The 20,339-nt window shown below is 37.1% G+C and carries 21 protein-coding genes; 15 read left to right on the top strand and 6 right to left on the bottom strand.

Translation table 11 applies throughout. The features are described 5' to 3' along the window. Window positions 1-52 precede the first annotated feature (52 nt). Entirely contained in the window at window positions 53-1,216 is a 1,164-nt protein-coding gene (locus TJ68_RS04630; protein ID WP_040929002.1) for a metal ABC transporter solute-binding protein, Zn/Mn family, read from the bottom strand. A gap of 205 nt (window positions 1,217-1,421) precedes the next feature. Here TJ68_RS04630 and rpmG point away from each other — a divergent pair, with 205 nt between their 5' ends. From rpmG to TJ68_RS04615, 3 genes are all read left to right on the top strand, one after another. Next, window positions 1,422-1,571, top strand: coding sequence for a 50S ribosomal protein L33 (gene rpmG / locus TJ68_RS04625; protein ID WP_040929001.1), 150 nt, complete (start codon window positions 1,422-1,424; stop codon window positions 1,569-1,571). Window positions 1,572-1,674: 103 nt separating this feature from the next. Continuing rightward, window positions 1,675-2,553 (top strand): bifunctional 5,10-methylenetetrahydrofolate dehydrogenase/5,10-methenyltetrahydrofolate cyclohydrolase, encoded by an 879-nt coding sequence (locus TJ68_RS04620; RefSeq protein ID WP_040929000.1) that lies wholly within the window; start codon window positions 1,675-1,677, stop codon window positions 2,551-2,553. Between the two features lie 4 nt (window positions 2,554-2,557). Continuing rightward, on the top strand, window positions 2,558-2,845 hold the full coding sequence (locus TJ68_RS04615; protein WP_040928999.1) for a hypothetical protein: 288 nt from the start codon (window positions 2,558-2,560) through the stop codon (window positions 2,843-2,845). Between the two features lie 38 nt (window positions 2,846-2,883). On the opposite strand, the gene TJ68_RS04610 is transcribed toward TJ68_RS04615, so the two are convergent. From TJ68_RS04610 to TJ68_RS04595, 4 genes are all read right to left on the bottom strand, one after another. Then, a complete protein-coding gene (locus TJ68_RS04610; RefSeq protein WP_040928998.1) occupies window positions 2,884-3,201 on the bottom strand; it encodes a hypothetical protein in 318 nt (105 codons plus the stop codon). Between the two features lie 55 nt (window positions 3,202-3,256). Continuing rightward, the gene (locus TJ68_RS04605) at window positions 3,257-3,574 is read right to left on the bottom strand and encodes a hypothetical protein (protein ID WP_040928997.1); all 318 of its coding nucleotides are present in this window, start codon (window positions 3,572-3,574) and stop codon (window positions 3,257-3,259) included. Between the two features lie 127 nt (window positions 3,575-3,701). After that, complete coding sequence (locus TJ68_RS04600) at window positions 3,702-4,640, bottom strand: manganese-dependent inorganic pyrophosphatase (protein WP_040928996.1); 939 nt, start codon at window positions 4,638-4,640, stop codon at window positions 3,702-3,704. A gap of 48 nt (window positions 4,641-4,688) precedes the next feature. Then, a complete protein-coding gene (locus TJ68_RS04595) occupies window positions 4,689-5,873 on the bottom strand; it encodes an MFS transporter (protein ID WP_040928995.1) in 1,185 nt (394 codons plus the stop codon). Between the two features lie 87 nt (window positions 5,874-5,960). On the opposite strand from TJ68_RS04595, the gene TJ68_RS04590 reads away from it, so the two are divergent. The 12 genes from TJ68_RS04590 (at window position 5,961) to gatB (ending at window position 19,742) form a co-directional block, all read left to right on the top strand. After that, window positions 5,961-7,409 carry a nicotinate phosphoribosyltransferase gene (locus TJ68_RS04590; RefSeq protein ID WP_040928994.1) on the top strand — a complete coding sequence of 483 codons (1,449 nt, stop codon included), beginning with the start codon at window positions 5,961-5,963 and terminating at the stop codon, window positions 7,407-7,409. Further along, entirely contained in the window at window positions 7,402-8,232 is an 831-nt protein-coding gene (gene nadE / locus TJ68_RS04585; protein ID WP_040928993.1) for an ammonia-dependent NAD(+) synthetase, read from the top strand. Before TJ68_RS04590 ends, nadE begins: the two co-directional genes overlap by 8 nt. Before the next feature lie 36 nt (window positions 8,233-8,268). Next, window positions 8,269-8,844, top strand: coding sequence for a DUF2179 domain-containing protein (locus TJ68_RS04580; protein WP_040929010.1), 576 nt, complete (start codon window positions 8,269-8,271; stop codon window positions 8,842-8,844). Next, the gene (locus TJ68_RS04575) at window positions 8,834-9,031 is read left to right on the top strand and encodes an NETI motif-containing protein (RefSeq protein ID WP_040928992.1); all 198 of its coding nucleotides are present in this window, start codon (window positions 8,834-8,836) and stop codon (window positions 9,029-9,031) included. Before TJ68_RS04580 ends, TJ68_RS04575 begins: the two co-directional genes overlap by 11 nt. 22 nt (window positions 9,032-9,053) lie before the next feature. Beyond that, the gene (purB, locus tag TJ68_RS04570) at window positions 9,054-10,352 is read left to right on the top strand and encodes an adenylosuccinate lyase (protein WP_040928991.1); all 1,299 of its coding nucleotides are present in this window, start codon (window positions 9,054-9,056) and stop codon (window positions 10,350-10,352) included. Between the two features lie 103 nt (window positions 10,353-10,455). Continuing rightward, a complete protein-coding gene (gene pcrB / locus TJ68_RS04565; RefSeq protein WP_040928990.1) occupies window positions 10,456-11,130 on the top strand; it encodes a heptaprenylglyceryl phosphate synthase in 675 nt (224 codons plus the stop codon). Beyond that, entirely contained in the window at window positions 11,130-13,295 is a 2,166-nt protein-coding gene (pcrA, locus tag TJ68_RS04560; RefSeq protein ID WP_040928989.1) for a DNA helicase PcrA, read from the top strand. Before pcrB ends, pcrA begins: the two co-directional genes overlap by 1 nt. Window positions 13,296-13,301: 6 nt before the next feature. After that, window positions 13,302-15,272, top strand: a complete 1,971-nt coding sequence (gene ligA / locus TJ68_RS04555; RefSeq protein WP_040928988.1) for an NAD-dependent DNA ligase LigA — start codon at window positions 13,302-13,304, stop codon at window positions 15,270-15,272. Between the two features lie 3 nt (window positions 15,273-15,275). Then, window positions 15,276-16,481 (top strand): CamS family sex pheromone protein, encoded by a 1,206-nt coding sequence (locus tag TJ68_RS04550; RefSeq protein WP_040928987.1) that lies wholly within the window; start codon window positions 15,276-15,278, stop codon window positions 16,479-16,481. 64 nt (window positions 16,482-16,545) lie between these two features. Beyond that, on the top strand, window positions 16,546-16,836 hold the full coding sequence (gatC, locus tag TJ68_RS04545; RefSeq protein ID WP_040928986.1) for an Asp-tRNA(Asn)/Glu-tRNA(Gln) amidotransferase subunit GatC: 291 nt from the start codon (window positions 16,546-16,548) through the stop codon (window positions 16,834-16,836). Window positions 16,837-16,847: 11 nt separating this feature from the next. Beyond that, window positions 16,848-18,311: an Asp-tRNA(Asn)/Glu-tRNA(Gln) amidotransferase subunit GatA gene (gene gatA / locus TJ68_RS04540; protein ID WP_040928985.1), complete on the top strand. Its 1,464-nt coding sequence runs from the start codon at window positions 16,848-16,850 to the stop codon at window positions 18,309-18,311. Next, the gene (gatB, locus tag TJ68_RS04535) at window positions 18,312-19,742 is read left to right on the top strand and encodes an Asp-tRNA(Asn)/Glu-tRNA(Gln) amidotransferase subunit GatB (RefSeq protein WP_040928984.1); all 1,431 of its coding nucleotides are present in this window, start codon (window positions 18,312-18,314) and stop codon (window positions 19,740-19,742) included. Window positions 19,743-19,788: 46 nt separating this feature from the next. On the opposite strand, the gene TJ68_RS08525 is transcribed toward gatB, so the two are convergent. After that, on the bottom strand, window positions 19,789-20,339 hold a 551-nt coding region (locus TJ68_RS08525), incomplete at its 5' end, for a hypothetical protein (protein WP_040928983.1).

Below are 20,339 nucleotides of genomic sequence, written 5' to 3'. Positions count from 1 at the left end.
ACACATAAAAATACCCTTTGTTGATTTTAAAAAGTCAACAAAGGGTGTTTTTTTAATCTTGTAATGCTTTTTTAAGTGTTTCGATATTTTCTTTCATCAGACTTTGATATGTTGAGTCTTCTGGATCGTTATCAGTTAAAGCTTCTAAATTGTGGAACGGTAAGAATTCTACATCTGTCTCTTTTCCGATCATGTCAGTTAGACGTGAAGAAACGTTTTGTTCCCTTAAAATGTATGGTGTTTTCGTTTCTTTAATGTCTTCAATCATATGAGTAAGTTCTTTTTGTGATGGTTCATCGTCGTTTAATCCGTGAATACCAACTTGTTTAAAGTCGTATTTGTGTGCTAAGTAACCGATAGACTCATGTGAAATATATACTGTATCACGTTTTTTATCTTTCATTGCTTCGTCTAGAGAATTAGATAATTCTTCTAAGTCAGCTTTTAAAGATTCAAAGTTTTTCTCGTAAGTTTCTTTTTCGTCTGGGTTCATTTCAACTAATTTGTCTTTAATGTTTTCTGCCATTTGAGTAGCTAATTCTGGATCTAACCAAACGTGTGGGTCAAATTCACCGTGGTGGTGATGATCGTGACCGTGGTCGTGATCATGTTCATCATCTTCTTCAGTTGCATCGTGACCGTGGTTGTGATCATGTTCATCTTCTTCTTCAGTTGCATCGTGGTCATGGTCGTGTTCGTCTTCTTCTTTAGTTGCATCGTGGTCATGATCATGGTCGTGTTCGTCTTCTTCTTTAGTTGTATCGTGGTCATGATCATGGTCGTGTTCGTCTTCTTCTTTAGTTGCATCGTGGTCATGATCATGATGATGTTCGTCTTCGATGAATGCTTCTTCATTGTTAAATGCTTCTAACACTTCAGTGTCGTTTTCGATTGTCTCATGAATCTTTTTAGCTACAGGGTCTAATTCATGATTTGTATAGATGAAAAGATCGCCTTTTGCATAGTTTAGAATGTCTTTTTGAGACGGTTCATAGTTATGCATGTTGACGTTTTTAGGGTAAATCGATTCGACTTCCATCGTGTCCCCAGCGATTTCTTTAGTCATACTATATAGTGGAAAAACTGTAGTATACACTTTAAGATTTTTGTTGTCGCTATCTGTGTTATCACTTTCTTTGTTGTCAGCTGCGTCGTTACTACAAGCAGCGAGAACAAGTATAGCGATGAATGAAATTAGTAATGCTCTTAATTTCAAAATAATTCCCTCCAATGTTTTTGTACTAAAATAGTATATCGTAACGCCTACGATTTAGCAAATATAAATTTGTGAAATTTACTTGAATTATTAGGGCGTCTACTGTAATATTAATAAAGTGATTAAAAACCGTAATCATCCGTTGATGATCAACTGGCCAGTTGAAGAGAAATCACACGATAATTTATTTGAAGAGGTGACAATAATGCGCGTACAAGTTATTTTAGAATGTACTGAAACAGGTGACCGTAACTACCACACAGTGAAAAACAAGAAAAACAATCCTGAGCGTATCGAGCTTAAAAAATACAGCCCAAGATTAAACAAAGTTACACTTCACCGTGAAACTAAATAAGTAATTGTTTTCAATAACCATATCTATTTGATATGGTTATTTTTTATTATCGAAATGTCATTATGGTATAATAATCTCAACATAGAACATGGAGGGTTACACAATGGCAGAAATTTTAGATGGCAAAAAAGTAGCCGCACATTTATCTGAAGAAATTAAAAACGCAGTTGAAGAATCTATCAATCACGGGATTACACCGACAGTCGCTTTTGTCCGTGTTGGTGATCTTGAAGATTCAATTTCTTATGAAAATGCAGCGGTAAAAAAATTCCAAAAATTAGGTATCGAAACGAAACAATTCCATTTTCCTGAAGACATTCCTGAACAGGAATTTTTAGATAAATTTAAAGAGATTAACTGGGATTTCTCAATCCACGGTATTCTCTTATTACAACCACTTCCAAAACACATTAATATTACAAGAGCCGCTCAGTTAATGCGTTCATTTAAAGATATTGACGGGTTAACAGTTATGAACTTAGGTAAAGTGTTAACGAACGCAGATGACCGTTTAGAACCATGTACGCCAGCAGCGGTAATGGAGTTCTTTGATTACTACAACCTCGATTTAAAAGGAAAAAACGTAACAGTAGTCGGAGCAAGTGCAGTCGTTGGTAAGCCGTTATCGTTACTCATGATGAATAGAGATGCGACAGTAACGACGTGTAACTTATATACAGACGACTTAGTCGACAAATGTAAAAATGCAGATGTTATTGTGAGTGCTGCTGGAGCAGTTGATTTAATTCGTAAAGAGCATGTTAAACCAGGCGCTGTCGTTATCGACGTTGGTATTAACTTTAACGAAGAAGGAAAACTTGTCGGAGACGTCTCATACGACGAGGTTAAAGAAGTTGCAGGTTACATTACGCCAGTACCAGGTGGAGTGGGTGCAATTACGACGACAAAACTCGCTGAGCATTTAATTAAAGCAATCGAACATCAGAAACAAGCAGTACTATTTATCGAAGATAAATTCTAAACCGATGAAAAAACGTACAATAGTTTTATTAATCATTGCAGTTATTATTTTATTTATCCCAGTGGTCGATAAGACGAGCAAGTCCGAGCGAGTGATTATAGATAATTCAACTAGAGAAATTATTCATCCAGATTGTTTTGATGAAAAAAGACATTCAAATTGGATCGATGAAGTTACATTTAACAATGCGTTAAACAACAAAGAATATTTGGTTAGAGATGCGTGTTCAAAAGAAAAGTTACCGATTGGAAAGACGTCTATATTTAATCGGATGTTTTTAAAAAAAGAATAAATAAAAATGTCTGGCTCAATTAAGAGTCAGACATTTTTTTAGTATAAATCCAATTTCATCTCAGGTTTCGCATCTGTTTGAACGAATATAACGACGTCTCCATCTGTCGTAAAATATACATTCTCTAAATTTCGAACCGTCGTGACAGACGCCTCCTCAATTTCAGAGTGCGATTCAATAATATAATCGTAATCTTTTATATCAAACGTAATCGTAAATGTGCCTACATTTTGAAACTCTTCGTCTTCATATTGCGGAATATCTCTAAAAGCTAAGTCATATACGATTTCAATTTTATTTTTAGAAACAGTGTTTTCAGAAAAACTCGTATAATAATTTACTCCATCAATTGTCATATACATATTAACGAGCGTATTTTCAATATATTTATATTCGAATTTAATATCTATCTTAGTCCAACTCCTTTACAGTAGGGTCAACGTTACTATACACAGTTACTTTTTCGTCAGGTGAATCATAGACATAGCACTGGACTTTTGGCTCGATATACTTAATGCCTTCTATAACATTAGATGGTTTATATGAATTTCCTTTTTGTATGATTGAAGATACATGTTGCATCCCGCGATAAGTTCTAAATGTCGCTTCAAATAACTTTCCATGATGTTTGTAATGAATAGTTGTCGTCATAGGATAGCTTCCTTCTTCTACTGTTATTTCGTATCTATAAAACAGAATTTTATCTAGTTCAACATGAATTTGTTCCATAGGCAACATCTCCATTTCCTAATTATTTTTATTATAGAACGTTAATTGAAAAATTACTATTAAATATATAAAGTGAAATCAAAATAAAAACCTTCTAGTATTTTTATAATACTAGAAGGTTATGATATTATTTATACTCATATAATGATTGGAATGCTTTTTCGATTTTTGGAACGACTTGTTTTTTACGAGAAACAACACCTGTGAGTAACGCTTCGTTGTCATCTAGTGCAACGTCAAATGCACGCTCGATGACTTTGTTGTTTTCTCCGATTGCGATGACTCTAGAGTCTGACGCTAAGATGTCTGTTACGACTAGAATGAATAGGTCGTACTTTTCTCTGTCGCTTTCTTTTTTGATTTCATCGACGAGTTCATCTTTTCTTTCGAAAAGTTCATCTAAATCAACGACGTTTACTTGAGCGATTCTGACGCTGTTATCGCCCATTTCAAATGTTTTCGCGTCTCCAGTGATAAGTGCTTGTGCACTTTTATCTTTCGTTGAAGCACCTGCTTTTAACATTTCTAAACCGTAATGTTCATAGTTCACGTCTGCGATTGTTGCGAGTTCGTGAAGTGCTTCTTCGTCTTCAGTAGTCGTCGTTGGTGATTTTAATAGTAACGTATCAGAAATGATTGCTGACATCATTAAACCAGCCATTTCTTTTGTTACCGTGACGTTATTTTCTTTACAAATCTTATTTAAAATCGTCGCCGTACAACCGACAGGCTCTGCTCTAAAGTAGAGTGGTGCATTCGTTTCAAAGTTTGCTACACGGTGGTGATCGATGACGCTTAAAATTGTCGCTTTGTCGATACCGTCAGCAGATTGTTGAAACTCGTTATGGTCAACGAGCATGACTTCGTCGTTTTCTTGAACTGAATCTAATAATTCAGGTGTTTCCACATTAAAATAGTTTAACGCGTATTCTGTTTCTTTGTTTAAATCTCCAAGTCGGTAAGCTGTCGCTTCTTTACCGAGTTCACGTTCAATAATTGCTGCTACGATCGCAGATGTGATTGTGTCTGTATCCGGGTTTTTATGTCCAAAAACTTTTACTGTCATTGAATAAACTCCTTATTTATTGTCTAATTAATTTTATTTTATCACGAATTAGAAATTCGTTCTATTTTTGAGTTGATAACGGAAAATTAAGTTTCCGATTAATACGAGAACCATTACAACTGTAAAGAATGAAAAGTATAACGTGCCATTTGATAGGCTGATTAACGATCCACCAAATACTGGTCCGAGTATACTTCCGATAGAAAATATAATACTAATAAGTAAGTTCCCTGCAGCGATATGTGTACGTGGAATGACATCTGTTAAATAGCCAAGTCCAAGACTATACATCGATCCACATGCAACTCCGGTCATTAAAAATAGTGCTGTCAGCATGAAAAATGATTCTTTATTGAGTTCCATTAGTAAAAATCCGATACTTCCGATGGCGACTAACCACGTGAGTAGTTTGCCACGCCCCATTCGATCTCCGAGTGCACCGATTGGAAGTTGGAATAAAATAGCACCTAAGTTAAACATCGGTAAAATCCAAGTCACTTGGCTAATTTCAAAGCCATTTCGCATTGCAAATACTGGGAAGTTTGAGTTTAAAGAACTCTCATAAAATCCGTATAACATCGGGAACATCAGTGCTGCCCATCCGTATACGATAACCGTTTTAAAGTTCGTTAACGTCGATAATAATGTAATTGGCACGTTATCACTATCTGGTTTTGCTTCACTCGCACCTTTTAATGTGAAAATTAACGGCCATGCAAGCATTGTAATCACACTCGATAAAACAAACGGAACATGAGTCCCATAAACGACTAAGTCGGCAACTTTTGGTCCAATCATAAATCCTAACGAGAAAAATAGACCATACACAGCGATAACTTTTCCGATTTTATGTTGAGGGGTTGTTGACGTTAGCCACGTTTGTGTTGACATATGTAATACGTTATCTGCAATTCCGATAATTACGCGTAATATAAACCAAAACATAATTGAATCTAAAATGGGGAATAAAAACAACGATACACCGACAAATAGTCCACCGAATATAATGAGTTTTTGATATCCGTATTTTCTCATCGGTGCTTCTATTAAGAAACTAGATATAAATACACCGAGATATAATCCAGCAGTATGGAACCCACTTAACGTCGCACTAATACCACGTGACTCAAAAATAAACGATATTAAGGGGAGTAACATACCTTGAGAGAATCCACTTATGCAAACGATGATAGATAAAACGATGAAGCGTGCTCTGAAACTAGTAAATCTCATTTAATTCACCCGCCAATTCATATATAATGTATGTAATCTATAAAAAATTTAAAAATAAAAATTCATCTTCAAGTAAGGGGTTAAACGATGTTTAAAGACGACAGTTATATGTTACACACAGATTTGTATCAAATCAATATGGCAAAGACATATTTTGATAAAGATATTCATAATAAACGTGCAGTGTTCGAAGCATATTTTAGAACGATGCCGTTTAAAAATGGATACGCAGTATTTGCTGGACTTGAGCGTATTATCGACTATATTAAAAATCTTAGATTCTCAAAATCAGATATCGAGTATTTAGAAACACTTGGTTATGACGAAGCATTCATTAACTATTTAAGAGAGTTTCGTTTCACAGGTACAATTCGTGCGTTTAAAGAAGGGGACGTTTGTTTTAATAACGAGCCGATACTCCAAGTGGACGCACCACTTGCAGAGTGTCAACTGATCGAAACGGCTATTTTAAATATCATCAACTTCCAAACACTAATCGCAACGAAAGCAAGCCGTATTCGTGAACTCGTTCCGAATGATCAACTGATGGAATTTGGTACACGTCGTGCACAAGAGTTTGACGCGGCAATTTGGGGCGCACGCGCTGCAGTCATTGGTGGATTTGACGGTACGTCAAACGTTCGCGCTGCTAAAAAGTTCGGTATTAAGCCTACAGGTACACATGCCCATGCGCTCGTTCAAACGTTTGGCGATGACTATTCAGCATTTAAAGCATATGCTGATACACATAAAGACTGCGTCTTTTTAGTCGATACGTTCGATACGTTAAAGTCTGGTGTTCCAACAGCGATTCGTGTCGCAAAAGAATACGGTGACAAAATTAACTTTATCGGTATTCGTTTAGACTCTGGAGATATTGCGTATTTATCTAAAAAAGCGAGAAAGATGTTAGATGATGCTGGATTTAAAGATGCAAAAATCATCGTATCTAATGACCTCGACGAATACACAATTCAGTCGTTACTCACGCAAGGTGCTAAAGTAGATAGTTACGGTATTGGTACAAAACTAATCACTGCATACGATCAACCTGCACTTGGTGCAGTATATAAATTATCTGCAATTGAAGACGAAAATGGCCAGTTAGTCGACCGTATGAAAATTTCAGGAAACGTCGAAAAGTTAACGACACCGGGTAAAAAAGAAGTGTATCGTATTATTAATAATGAGACGAAAAAATCTGAGGGTGATTATATTACACGTGTCGGTGAAAAAATCGATCATAGTGAACCGTTATTTATGTTCGACCCTGTGCATACAGTTAAACGTAAATACGTTAAGAACTTTACAGCAGTGAAAAAGTTACATGATATTTTTGTCAAAGGACAACTCGTATATGAGTCATCATCTATTGAAGAAATGAGTCAATTACGTGAAGCAGCGTTAGATGAATTATGGGAAGAAAATAGACGTCTATTAAACCCACAAATTTATCCAGTCGATTTAAGCTTACAATTATGGGAAGATAAAAAGTCATTAATTGAATCGATTGCTGAGCGTGATATTAATGCATGATATTCAGCGAGAAATTATAGATGCGTTACACGTTAAAGAAAACATCAACCCTGACAGAGAAGTGCGTGAAATCATCGATTTTCTTAAAAACTATAAATACCACCACGACTTTATTGAAAGTTTCGTCTTAGGGATAAGCGGTGGTCAAGACTCAACATTACTCGGAAAACTCGCGCAAATGGCGGTCGAAGAGTTACGTGAAGAGGGTCATACGATTCATTTTTACGGAGTACGTTTACCGTACGGTACACAGCTCGATATGAATGACGTCGACGACGCTATTGCTTATATAAATCCAGATTTTGACGTTACTATTAATATAAAAAATGCCGTCGATGCGAGTGTAAAAGCACTAAACGATGCATCGTTTCATATTAGTGACTTCGTAATCGGTAATGAAAAAGCACGTGAACGCATGAAGGCGCAATATGCGATCGCAGCAGACCGTAAAGGTGTAGTACTCGGTTCAGATCACGCAGCAGAAGCGTTAACTGGGTTTTATACGAAGTTTGGTGACGGTGCAGCAGACGTCATGCCGTTAACCGGTTTAAACAAACGTCAAGGTCAACAGATTTTAAAATATTTAAATTGTCCAGAACATTTATATTTAAAAGTCCCTACTGCAGATTTAGAATCTGACCGCCCACTTTTAAGCGATGAAGATGCGCTTCAAGTGAGTTATAAAGATATCGATGACTTTTTAGAAGGTAAAACAGTACCTGAAGCGGCGTTTAATCGTATCATTCATTTATATAAAGTGAGTCATCATAAAAGAGACAAACCGTATCATCGTTATCTTAAGCCGAAATACATGGAGGAATAATTATTGTTACAATTAATTAGCGAAAACGCATGGCTGATGGTACTTACAATTTTTTTAATCAACATATGTTACGTCTCGTTTTTAACGATGCGTACGATTTCGACATTAAAAGGATATAAGTATGTCGCTGCGTTAGTGAGTATTTTTGAAACGCTCATTTATATTATCGGACTTGGTCTTGTTTTAGATAACTTAGATAAGCCAATTAACATACTTGCGTATGCGTTTGGTTTTGGTACAGGGATACTCGTCGGTATCCGCATCGAAGAAAAGCTTGCTTTAGGATATCAAGTCGTCAATGCAATTACTGCAGAAAAAGATAAAGATTTACCGATGCAGTTAAGAGAACTCGGATACGGTGTTACGCACGGATATAGTTACGGACGTGACGGTGAACGTACGACGATGCAAATTTTAACGCCGAGACGCCATGAGAAAAAACTTATCAATACGATCATCGAGCTTGATCCGAATGCATTTATCGTGTCATATGAGCCAAAATCTATTCACGGTGGATTCTGGACAAAAGGTGTACGAAATCGTGAAGTCGCGTCATATGACGTTGAAAATGTAGAAGAAATTTTAGAAGAAGTCGGTACTAATGAAAAATAAAAAACAACTAAAAAAGAAGAAGTTTGAAGTTACAAAGAACGATACGATTGAATCCGTGTTACAACAAATGAGAAGTGAAGGCTATATGCCGGTGAGACGTATAGAAAAACCTGTCTTTAAGGAAACTGAAAACGGGATTGAAGTGAGTCACCAAGAAATAGTATTTGAAGGTAAATTAATCGATTAACGATAAAAGGAGACGTATAGATATGATTCCTCGTTATACTAGAGAAGAAATGGCCAATATTTGGACAGAAGAAAACAAATTTCGTGCATGGTTAGAAGTTGAAATTTTAGCAGCAGAAGCGTGGGCAGAACTTGGAGAAATTCCAATGGATGAAGTAAAACAACTCCGTCCAAATGCTAAAATCGACATCGACCGAATTAAAGAGATTGAAGTAGAAACACGCCACGACGTCGTCGCGTTTACGCGTCAAATCTCTGAAACGTTAGGGCCTGAGAAAAAGTGGGTCCACTACGGTCTTACGTCAACAGACGTCGTCGATACAGCACAAGGGTACTTAATTAAACAAGCAAACGAAATTATCGAAAAAGATTTAAATGCATTTTTAGACGTCTTAAAAGATAAAGCGCAAGCACATAAATACACGTTAATGATGGGTAGAACACATGGTATTCATGCAGAGCCTACATCGTTCGGTATTAAACTTGCATTATGGTATGAAGAGATGAAACGCAACTTAGAGCGTTTTAAATATGCGAGAAAAGATATTGAAGTTGGTAAAATGAGTGGAGCAGTCGGCAACTTTGCGAATATTCCACCTGAAATTGAAGAGTACGTGTGTAAACATCTCGGTTTAGACTATGCACGTGTATCGACACAAACGTTACAGCGCGACCGCCATGCATTTTATATTTCGACACTTGCGTTAATCGCAACATCTGTTGAAAAGATGGCAGTAGAAGTCCGTCATTTACAACGTAGTGAAGTGCGTGAAGTTGAAGAAGCGTTTAGAAAAGGACAAAAAGGTTCGAGTGCAATGCCACATAAACGTAACCCAATTGGCTCAGAAAACGTTACAGGGATCGCTAGAATTATTCGTGGATATATGACTCCAGCGTTTGAAAATGTACCGTTATGGCATGAAAGAGATATCTCTCACTCAAGTGCAGAGCGTATTATGCTGCCAGACGTTACGATTTTAACAAATTATATGTTAAATCGATTTAAAAATATTATTCAAAACTTAGTCGTTTTTGAAGACAATATGAAAGCAAATATTAACGCGTCATATGGACTTGTGAACTCTCAGCGCGTCATGCTCGGTTTAATCGATAAAGGACTATCACGTGAAGCAGCATATGACCTCGTTCAACCACGTGCGATGGAAGCATGGGAGGGTAAACAAGCTCTACAACCGTTAATAGAAAACGACGCAGAAATCACGAAATATTTATCACAAGAAGATATTGATGATGCGTTTGATAATAGACATTATTTACAATCAGTAGACCGTATATTTGAACGCGTCGGATTAGATGAATAAACCTAGACATTGTCTAGGTTTTTTTCGTGGATGACTATCGTACGTTTAGAATGCATAGTAAAAAAATGCTATAATTATAATATTGATTTTATGGAGGAAACGAATGTTAAGCGACGTAAAACATATATTTAAATTAGATCCAGCGAAAGAGATTAGCGATGAGCATTTAGAGCGGTTAGCTGAAAGTAAAACAGATTTAATCGTCGTCGGAGGAACAGATAATGTCACTGAAGACAACGTTTTAGATTTACTCGCACGCGTGAGACGTTTTAGTATTCCACTCGCACTTGAAATATCTAACACTGAATCTGTCATCGGTGGATTCGATCATTATTTCATCCCAGTTGTGTTTAATACGACGAATATTAAGTATCATAACGGACTACTCGTTGAAGCGTTACAAGAATTTCACGATATTATCGATTACGACGAAGTCTCGATATTGCCATATATAATTTTAAATGAAGAGTGTAAAGCGTTTAACAAGGCGGAGTGCTATTTACCAGATGAAGAAACACTCACAAGCCTTGTAAATATGATTGATAAGTTATATGAGTCAAAGTATTTATACATCGAATGCAGCGGGACACTGATTGACGTAGACACGTTAAAACATATACATTCACAACTTAAAAATAGCCATCTTATTTACGGTGGTGGTATTAAAAATCGTGAAGAGTTTAAAGAAAGAAAACCTTTCGCAAATACGTTAGTCGTCGGTAATTCAATTTACGATGACTTTACTCAAGCATTAAAAACGACAAATGAGGTAGAGTAATGGATTTATCTTTAATGAACCGAGCGCAATATGAAGCAATTACGACAACAGAAGGCCCTGTCCTCGTTATGGCTGGAGCTGGAAGTGGAAAAACACGTGTGTTAACGCATCGTATCGCATATTTAATTGAAGAAAAAGATGTGCCAAGCTATAACATTTTAGCGATCACATTTACAAATAAAGCAGCGAAAGAAATGAAAGAGCGTGTCGACAAACTAATCGACGACGACACATCTAAAATGTGGATTTCAACGTTCCACGCGATGTGCGTTAGAATTTTAAGACGAGATATCGATAAACTCGGCTACGATAGAAGTTTTTCAATCTTAGACACGACAGATCAGCTCAATGTCGTAAAAGATGTTTTAAAATCGATGAATATAGACCAAAAACAATATCCACCCCGCCAGTTTTTAAATGCTATTTCAAACTTTAAAAACGCATTAATTACTGAAAAAGAAGCGAAAGAAAACGCATATGATTTTAGAGAAAAACTAAATGCGGATATATATACGTCATACCAAGAAATTTTATATCGTAACAGTGCGCTAGATTTTGACGATTTAATTATGCTGACGATACAACTGTTTCAAAAAGATGAAGCAATCTTAAATTATTACCAAACAAAATTTCAATATATTCATGTCGATGAATATCAAGATACGAACCATGCACAATATCAGCTCGTCTATATGCTTAGTCAAAAATATGAAAATATTTGCGTCGTTGGGGATAGCGATCAGTCAATTTACAAATTCCGCGGTGCAGATATTATGAATATTTTAAACTTCGAAAAAGACTACGATAACGTAAAGACGATTTTACTCGAAGAAAACTACCGCTCGCATCAGCGTATATTAGACGCAGCGAATAACGTCATCGAAAACAATACGAGCCGCGTACCGAAAAATTTAGTGACAAGTCGTGGTAAAGGTGAAAAAATTACATCAATCGTCTCTCAAAACGAACGAGAAGAAGGCCAGCGTGTCGTTAAACAGATTCAAAAACTTAAAAATGAAGGATACAGATTTAACGACATGGCTGTATTATACCGCGCAAACTCACAGTCACGTGCAATTGAAGATGCACTCGTAAAATCATCTCTACCATATAATATGGTCGGTGGTATGAAGTTCTATCAACGTAAAGAAATTAAAGACTTAATGAGTTATATGAAAGTCGTTTTAAATATCCACGATGATATCGCAATGGAACGTATTATTAATACACCTAAGCGTGGAATCGGACCGAAGACGATCGACACGTTAAAGCAACACGCGAACGTGTTAAATTCGAGCATATACGACGCAATTAAAGACGCGGATTTTATCGGTCTATCAAAGAAAAACGCTGAAAACTTAGCACAATTATTAAGTGTGCTTGAAAACTTAAAAGCAAAATCTAAGTTTATGTCTATTACAGACTTAGTCGATGAAATACTCCACGATACTGGATATTTAAATATGCTCATCCGTGAAAACACACTTGAAAGTAATTCACGTATAGAAAACTTGGAAGAGTTTAAAACCGTAACGAAAGAATTTGACGAAACACATACGATTGGTGACGAACTGCTCTTTGACTTCTTAAGTGATATGGCACTCGTTAGTGATCAAGATAGTGTTGACGACACAGATGCTGTCACACTCATGACGATCCACGCCTCTAAAGGACTCGAGTTTAAAGTGATTTTCATCGTCGGTCTTGAAGAAGGGCTATTTCCTTCATATAGATCGATGGATACTGAAGAAGAACTCGAAGAAGAGCGCAGACTTATGTACGTCGCGATTACACGTGCTATGGAGCGCTTAATCATTTCACGTGCGACGTCACGCACTATATTTGGTCGAACGAATAACGCAATGGAAAGCCAATTCTGGTCAGAAATACCAGCAGATTTAGTTGAAGGTGAATCCCTCATTTCTGTATACGACGGACGTAGTAGTAACAGTAAAAAACGTCCACGTATTAAAAGCCAAGTGTTTACAGATAATAGTGGCGTAACATTTAACGTCGGCGATAAAGTAACGCATAAAACGTTTGGTGACGGTATGATTACAGCGATTAACGGGTCAGGTGACAGTGAAGAGCTCGATATCGTATTTTCAAAAGTCGGTCCGAAACGTTTACTTGCGAAATTTGCGCCAATTGAAAAGAAAGGGTGATAACAAATGGAAAAACGCATGCGAGAATTAGAAAAACTTCTGACGCAGTACAATTATGAATATCATGTTTTAGATCACCCTTCGGTTCCAGACGAAACGTATGACAAATTATTCCATGAGTTACTTCATCTTGAAGAACAATATCCTGAGTTAAAAAGTGACACGTCTCCAACTTCTAGAGTCGGAGGAGTGGTGCTTGATAAGTTTGAAAAAGTCACGCATGAGACGCCGATGTTATCTTTATCTAATGCGTTTAACGAAGCAGATTTACGTGCATTTAACGATAGAGTAGAACGCGCAGTCGGAAAAGTAGAGTATATGTGTGAATTAAAAATCGACGGTCTTGCAGTATCGCTTTTATATCAAGACGGTAAATTTTCTCAAGGTGCCACACGTGGCGACGGTACTGTTGGTGAAAATATTACTGATAACTTAAGAACGATTCGAGCGATTCCACTGTCAACAGATTTAAATGCACAATTTGAAGTACGCGGTGAAGCGTATATGCCAAAAAAGGCATTTGAAACGTTAAATAAACGTCGCGAAGAAAATAATGAACAAGTATTCCAAAATCCGAGAAACGCTGCAGCAGGTAGTTTACGTCAACTCGATACGAAACTGACAAGTGAACGTAATTTATCTATATTTTTATACGGGACACCACGTGCGGACATATTAGGGGTAACGTCTCAAAGTGAGGCGCTCGATCAGCTCGATAAGTTAGGATTTAAAACAAACAAAGAACGCGCAGTGAAAGAAGATATCGACGGGGTGATCGAATACGTCAACTACTGGCAAGAGCACCGTAATGAGTTACCGTATGAAATCGACGGAATTGTTATTAAAGTGAATAACATAGATCTACAAGAAGAGATGGGTTATACTGTCCGCTCGCCCAAATGGGCAATTGCGTATAAGTTCCCAGCCGAAGAAGCAAAAACGAAAATTATAGACATTGAACTGACAGTCGGTCGTACAGGTGTCATTACACCGACGGCAATTTTAGAACCTGTTCGTGTCGCTGGGACGACTGTTGCACGTGCGTCACTTCATAATCATGAGCTAATCGAGGAAAAAGATATTCGTATTAACGACACGGTAATTATCCATAAAGCCGGAGATATTATCCCGGAAGTTGTGCGTGTCGTGTACGAAGAACGTACAAACCAAGAAGTGTATAAAGCACCGACACAGTGCCCGTCATGTGGTCATGAAGCGGTTAAGTTAGACGAAGAAGTTGCGATTCGTTGTATTAACCCGAAATGTCCGGCTCAAATCGTAGAAGATATTATTCACTTTGCTTCTCGAGGGGCAATGAATATCGACGGACTCGGTGAGAAATTTGTCCATCAGTTATACGATTCGAAACTCATTTCAGACGTTGCAGATCTATACACGCTTAAAAAAGAGGAACTTGTAGAATTAGACCGTGTGGGAGATAAAAAAGCTGAGAACCTCTTAAACGCAATCGAAGCGAGTAAAGAAGCACCACTTCAAAAGTTGTTATTTGGTCTTGGTATTCGTTTTCTCGGCCAAAAAGCGTCACGTTTAATTGCTGAGAGATTTTTAACGATGGATAATATTTTATCTGCTGAAAAAGACGAGTTGATGGAAGTTCCTGAAATCGGTGAAGTGATCGCAGATTCTGTTGTAACGTATACGTCAAACGAAGATTTTATTCATCTTATAGAAAAACTAAAATCAGCAGGTTTAAATATGACTGAAGAGGTTGAAGAGCAAGAGAGTACACAGTTTGACGGGATGACGTTTGTGTTAACAGGTAAACTTGAAGAGTTAACACGTAACGAAGCGAAAGAAAAAATTGAGTTAAATGGCGGGAAAGTGACAGGTAGTGTGTCTAAAAACACAGATGTCGTCGTCGCTGGAAGTGATGCGGGGTCTAAATTAGACCGTGCGAGAGAGTTAGAAATTACTGTATGGAGTGAAGCGGATTTACTCGAAAGGTTGGGCGAATAGCAAATGAAAAAACTTGTAATGAGTACGTTGTTTGGTACAGCGATATTAACGGCATGTTCAAATACGTCTGTCGACGTTGAGAATGCGTCAGAAAATAACGATGAAAATAACAATAACGTTCAAACTGTACGAAATGAAGATGTACAAGATAGTGTCACACAGAGTATTTCAAGCGATTATTACCAATCTGTCTTACCATATGAACTCTCTCCAGCACGCGGGTTAACAAGTTCTAACATGGTTTCAACGTATAACATGGAAGCATTTGAAAAAGGACTTTTTGAGCAATCGAAAAGATTCTTTCCAACAGATGAATACGTGTTTCGAGAAGGACAAATTATGTCTGAGAAAATGACTCGCGAGTATTTAAAACGTCAATATACGAAAGAACAAATCGATGAGATGGATGAAGCGACACTTAAAAGGACAGGTGCGTTTAGTAACTTAGGTTTAAACCCATCAAACAACGGAGAAGAAGATCCAGAAAAACTTGCAGAGAACGCGCCACTTTACTTATCTCATATACTTGAACAAGATTACTTAAAAATTGACGAAGAAGGTAATCAGACGTTCGAAGGGATTACGTTCGGTCTTGCAATGAACAGTGAGTACTTATATCAAAAAGAGCAGTATGGTACGACATATCAAAAAGATTTAGATTTAGAAGTCGTTCAAAAAGAGGGCGAAGATATGGCGCGTGAAATTTTAGAGAGACTTCGAGAAAACAGTGATTATGTCGATAAAAAAGTCGTATTTGCGATCTTTATCCAATCAAAAGGAACGGATATTATACCTGGTAACTTCGTATCCTACGCGGTTGTTGAACCAGGTGCAAAAGAAATTCCTAAGTTTGAAACAATCGATGAACAGAACGTTCTACTACCGTCAAATAATGAATCAGTACCAGAAGACGTGAACAGCGAATATCGAGCATTTAACCGTGAACTCGAAAGTTACTTTAAATCATTTTCTACAAGTGTCGGACGCGGTGTGATTCGTGACGGTAAACTCGACGAGTTATCGATTGAAATACCATTTGAATACGAGTCACGTGGTGAAATGGTCGGCTTAAGCCAATTCGTGTATGAACTTGTCGAAAAACATTTTAAAGGCACAAAAGTTCAAGCAAAGATTCAAGATAAGTCAAAAGTGTATTCGATTATTACGTCTGACGGTGAAGAGAATACGGAACTTTATATTACAGAATAACAAACAATAGAATTGAAACGTATATTTTGATAAAATAATACGTGTTTTAAAAAGGAGGATATTTATGCCAACAGTATCAAAAGAAGAAGTACTAAAGATGGCAGACGTTGCGAAAGTTGCATTAACTGAAGATGAAGCAACGCGTTATGCCGAGTCTATTACAGACATCGTACAACGTGCAGAGGATTTAAAAAACATGGACTTATCTGACGTTGAACCAGCAACACATGCGTTAGAGATTTATGACGTCGTACGTGAAGACGATCCAAACAATCAAGTGTCGATTGAAGACGCGTTATTAAACTCAGAATCAACAGAAGACGGACAATTTAAAGTACCAAAAATGATTTCCTAGGAGGGACATTGGTGACTAACATTCATCATTTAACGGTTGAAGAAATCGTATCAAAAATTAAGCAAAAAGAACTCACACCTTCAGAAGTCGTTGAAGGATTATATAAACATATTGAAGCGCATGATAATAGCGTTCAGTCATTCATCAAATTAACGAAAGAAGACGCATTAAAAGAAGCAAAGCATCTTGATGAATTGCAAGCAAAAGATGAAATGACAGGTGAACTATTTGGATTACCGGTCGGTATTAAAGACAACATTTTAACAAAAGGAATCACGACAACAGCAGCATCTAAAATGCTTGAAAACTTTACACCAATTAACGACGCGACGGTCGTTAAAAAGTTAAAAGACGCAGAAACAATTAGTCTCGGTAAAATTAACTTAGACGAGTTTGCGATGGGATCAACAACTGAAACGTCCTATTATAAAAAGACGACAAACGCTTGGAGCACAAAACTCGTTCCAGGTGGATCTTCAGGTGGCTCTGCAGCTGCAGTTGCGGCAGGATTTGTGCCAGCAGCGCTCGGAACTGATACTGGTGGATCGATTCGTCAACCTGCAAGCTTTAACGGTGTCGTTGGTATGAAACCAACGTATGGAAGAGTATCACGTTTTGGTGGCATTGCATTCGGTTCATCATTTGACACAATCGGACCAATCACAAAAACGGTTAAAGATAATGCAATGCTTTTAAACGTTTTAAGTGGACTCGATGAGTTTGACGGTACAACTGCGGACAAAGAAGCGGATTTCTTAACGAACATTGATAACGATATTAAGGGTATGAAAATTGCAGTCGTTAAAGAATTAATGACAGAAGATGTTAACGCTGAAGTACGTGAAAGCATTGAAAAAGCAGTTGAAACGTTTAAATCACTCGGTGCTGAAGTTGAAGAAGTCAGTATCGATTATTTAGACAAAGTTATTTCAATTTATGAAATCGTAAGTTCAAGTGAAGCATTTTCTAACTTAGCACGCTTTGACGGTATTCGTTACGGTTACCGTGCAGAAGCGGAAAACTTAGAAGACTTATATAAGAAAACACGTGGAGAAGGTTTCGGTGACGAAGTAAAACGCCGTATCATTTTAGGAACGTACATGTTACAAGCAGGTCATTTTGAAGAATACTTCGAGCAAGCTCAAAAAGTACGTCGTTTAGTAATGGAAGAATTTGCGGAAGTTTTATCGAAATTCGATCTTATCTTAACACCAACAACAGCTGCACCAGCACATGAATTTGGTAAACCTGACGAGAATGTATGGATGACAGACATCTTAACAATCCCTGCAAACTTAACAGGATTACCAGCATTATCAGTACCGTGTGGCTTAACTGAAGATAATCGTCCAATCGGATTACAAATCATTGGAAATCACTACGAAGAAAGTAAGATTTACAATGCTGCGTATAAATTCGAACAACAATTTAATCTTCACGATGAATTAAAAAATCTCACATTGGAGGTTAAATAAATGCATTTTGAAACAGTAATCGGACTCGAAGTACACGTCGAGTTAAATACAAAATCAAAAGTATTCTCAGGTGCACCTTCACACTTTGGTGCAGAACCAAATACAAACCTTTCTGTTATGGAACTCGCACATCCTGGTGCGTTACCAGTCGTTAACAAAACAGCAATCGAGTACGCAATGAAAGCAGCACTTGCTTTAAATATGGAAATTCCATCTGTTACTCGATTTGATAGAAAACATTACTTCTATCCAGATAACCCAAGTGCGTATCAAATTACGCAGGATAAAGAACCAATCGGTCAGCACGGACATATCGAAATTGAAGTGGATGGTAAAAAGAAAAAAATCGGTATTACGCGTCTACACTTAGAAGCGGATGCTGGTAAATCAGTCCATAAAGACGACCATTCACTCGTCGACTTAAACCGTCATGGTTCAGCACTTGTAGAAATCGTATCTGAACCAGATATTCGTACACCTGAAGAGGCATACAAATATTTAGAAAAACTAAAATCAATCATCCAATATACAGGTGTTTCTGACGTTAAAATGGAAGAAGGATCATTACGTGCGGATGCGAACATCTCAATTCGTCCATACGGACAAGATGAATTCGGTACGAAAACAGAGTTAAAGAACTTAAACTCATTTAACCACGTACGTAAAGGTTTAGAATTCGAAGAGAAACGCCAACAACAAGTCTTAATGTCAGGTGGAGAAATCAAACAAGAAACGAGACGTTTCGACGAAAAAACTGGCGAAACAATTTTAATGCGTGTTAAAGAAACTGCAGATGACTATCGTTACTTTAGAGATCCAGACTTAGGTCCGGTTAGAATTAGTGACGAATGGAGAGAATCTGTTAAAGCGAGTATTCCAGTACTCCCAGACGCGTTAAAAACACGTTACTTAGAAGAGTACGGTTTACCAGAATATGACGCAGATATTTTAACACTCACAAAAGAACACTCAGACTTCTTTAACGAGATGGTCGAAACACATAAAGCAGATCCAAAACTAGCATCAAACTGGATTATGACAAGTGTGAACGAGTACTTAAACAAACAACAAGTAGAACTTCACGACACAGAAATCACACCGAAAAACTTAGCTGAAATGATCGGACTTATTGAAGATGGCACAATTTCAGGTAAACAAGCGAAAAAATTATTCTCTGAACTAATTAAAAACGGTGGAGAAGCAAAAGCAACAGCTAAAAAGCTCGGTATGGAGCAAATTTCAGACCCAGCAGTACTTGGTGAAATGGTCGAAGAAGTTCTTAATGAGAACCCACAATCAATCGCTGACTTTAAAGATGGTAAAGACCGTGCGATTGGATTCTTAGTTGGACAAATTATGAAAAAATCACGTGGACAAGCAAACCCACAAATGGTTAACAAGATTCTTTTAGAAGAAATTAACAAGAGATAATATTAAAAAAGACTTTGCACCTATAGTTTAGGTGCAAAGTCTTTTATTATTGTAGGAAGAAATCTCTAATATTTTTAGCAACTTCTTTTTCAGCTTCACGAGTTAATACGTTTTGATCGTAATCATACATGTCATCGAGCTCTATTCTACTATTATCAACGTAGAAGTAATCGTTCTCTCTCATAAATGTTTGATCATCTTCTAATACATTTTGTAAGTTAACATGTGCATGTGCGTTTGGTTCACTTAAAATGACAGCTGTCTTATTTGCTTCAAGTAGCGACATATACATACGTAATACGTTCGGTAAGTCGTGACTTGGAAGGACCTCTTCGTTATAGTCTTGAATTTGTAGTGCGCTTAACAGCACGACATCAGCACTGTCATTAATGTTTAACTGTGCAAGTTGACCAGAATTTACATCAATATCGATACGATTAAATTCAATCGTTGTATTGTTAAATGCTTCTTTTAAATCGTTCATGAATGCATCACTATAATACGTCGGTAATACAACGTCGATCGTTAACGGTTCATTGTTTTGAATGTTTGCATCATACTTTTCTTGGATGACATCTTCATTAAATATAAGTGGTT

It is taken from the genome of Nosocomiicoccus massiliensis (assembly GCF_000438455.1).
GTDB classification, from domain to species: Bacteria; Bacillota; Bacilli; order Staphylococcales; family Salinicoccaceae; genus Nosocomiicoccus; species Nosocomiicoccus massiliensis.
This window is presented reverse-complemented; position numbering and strand designations above follow the sequence as displayed.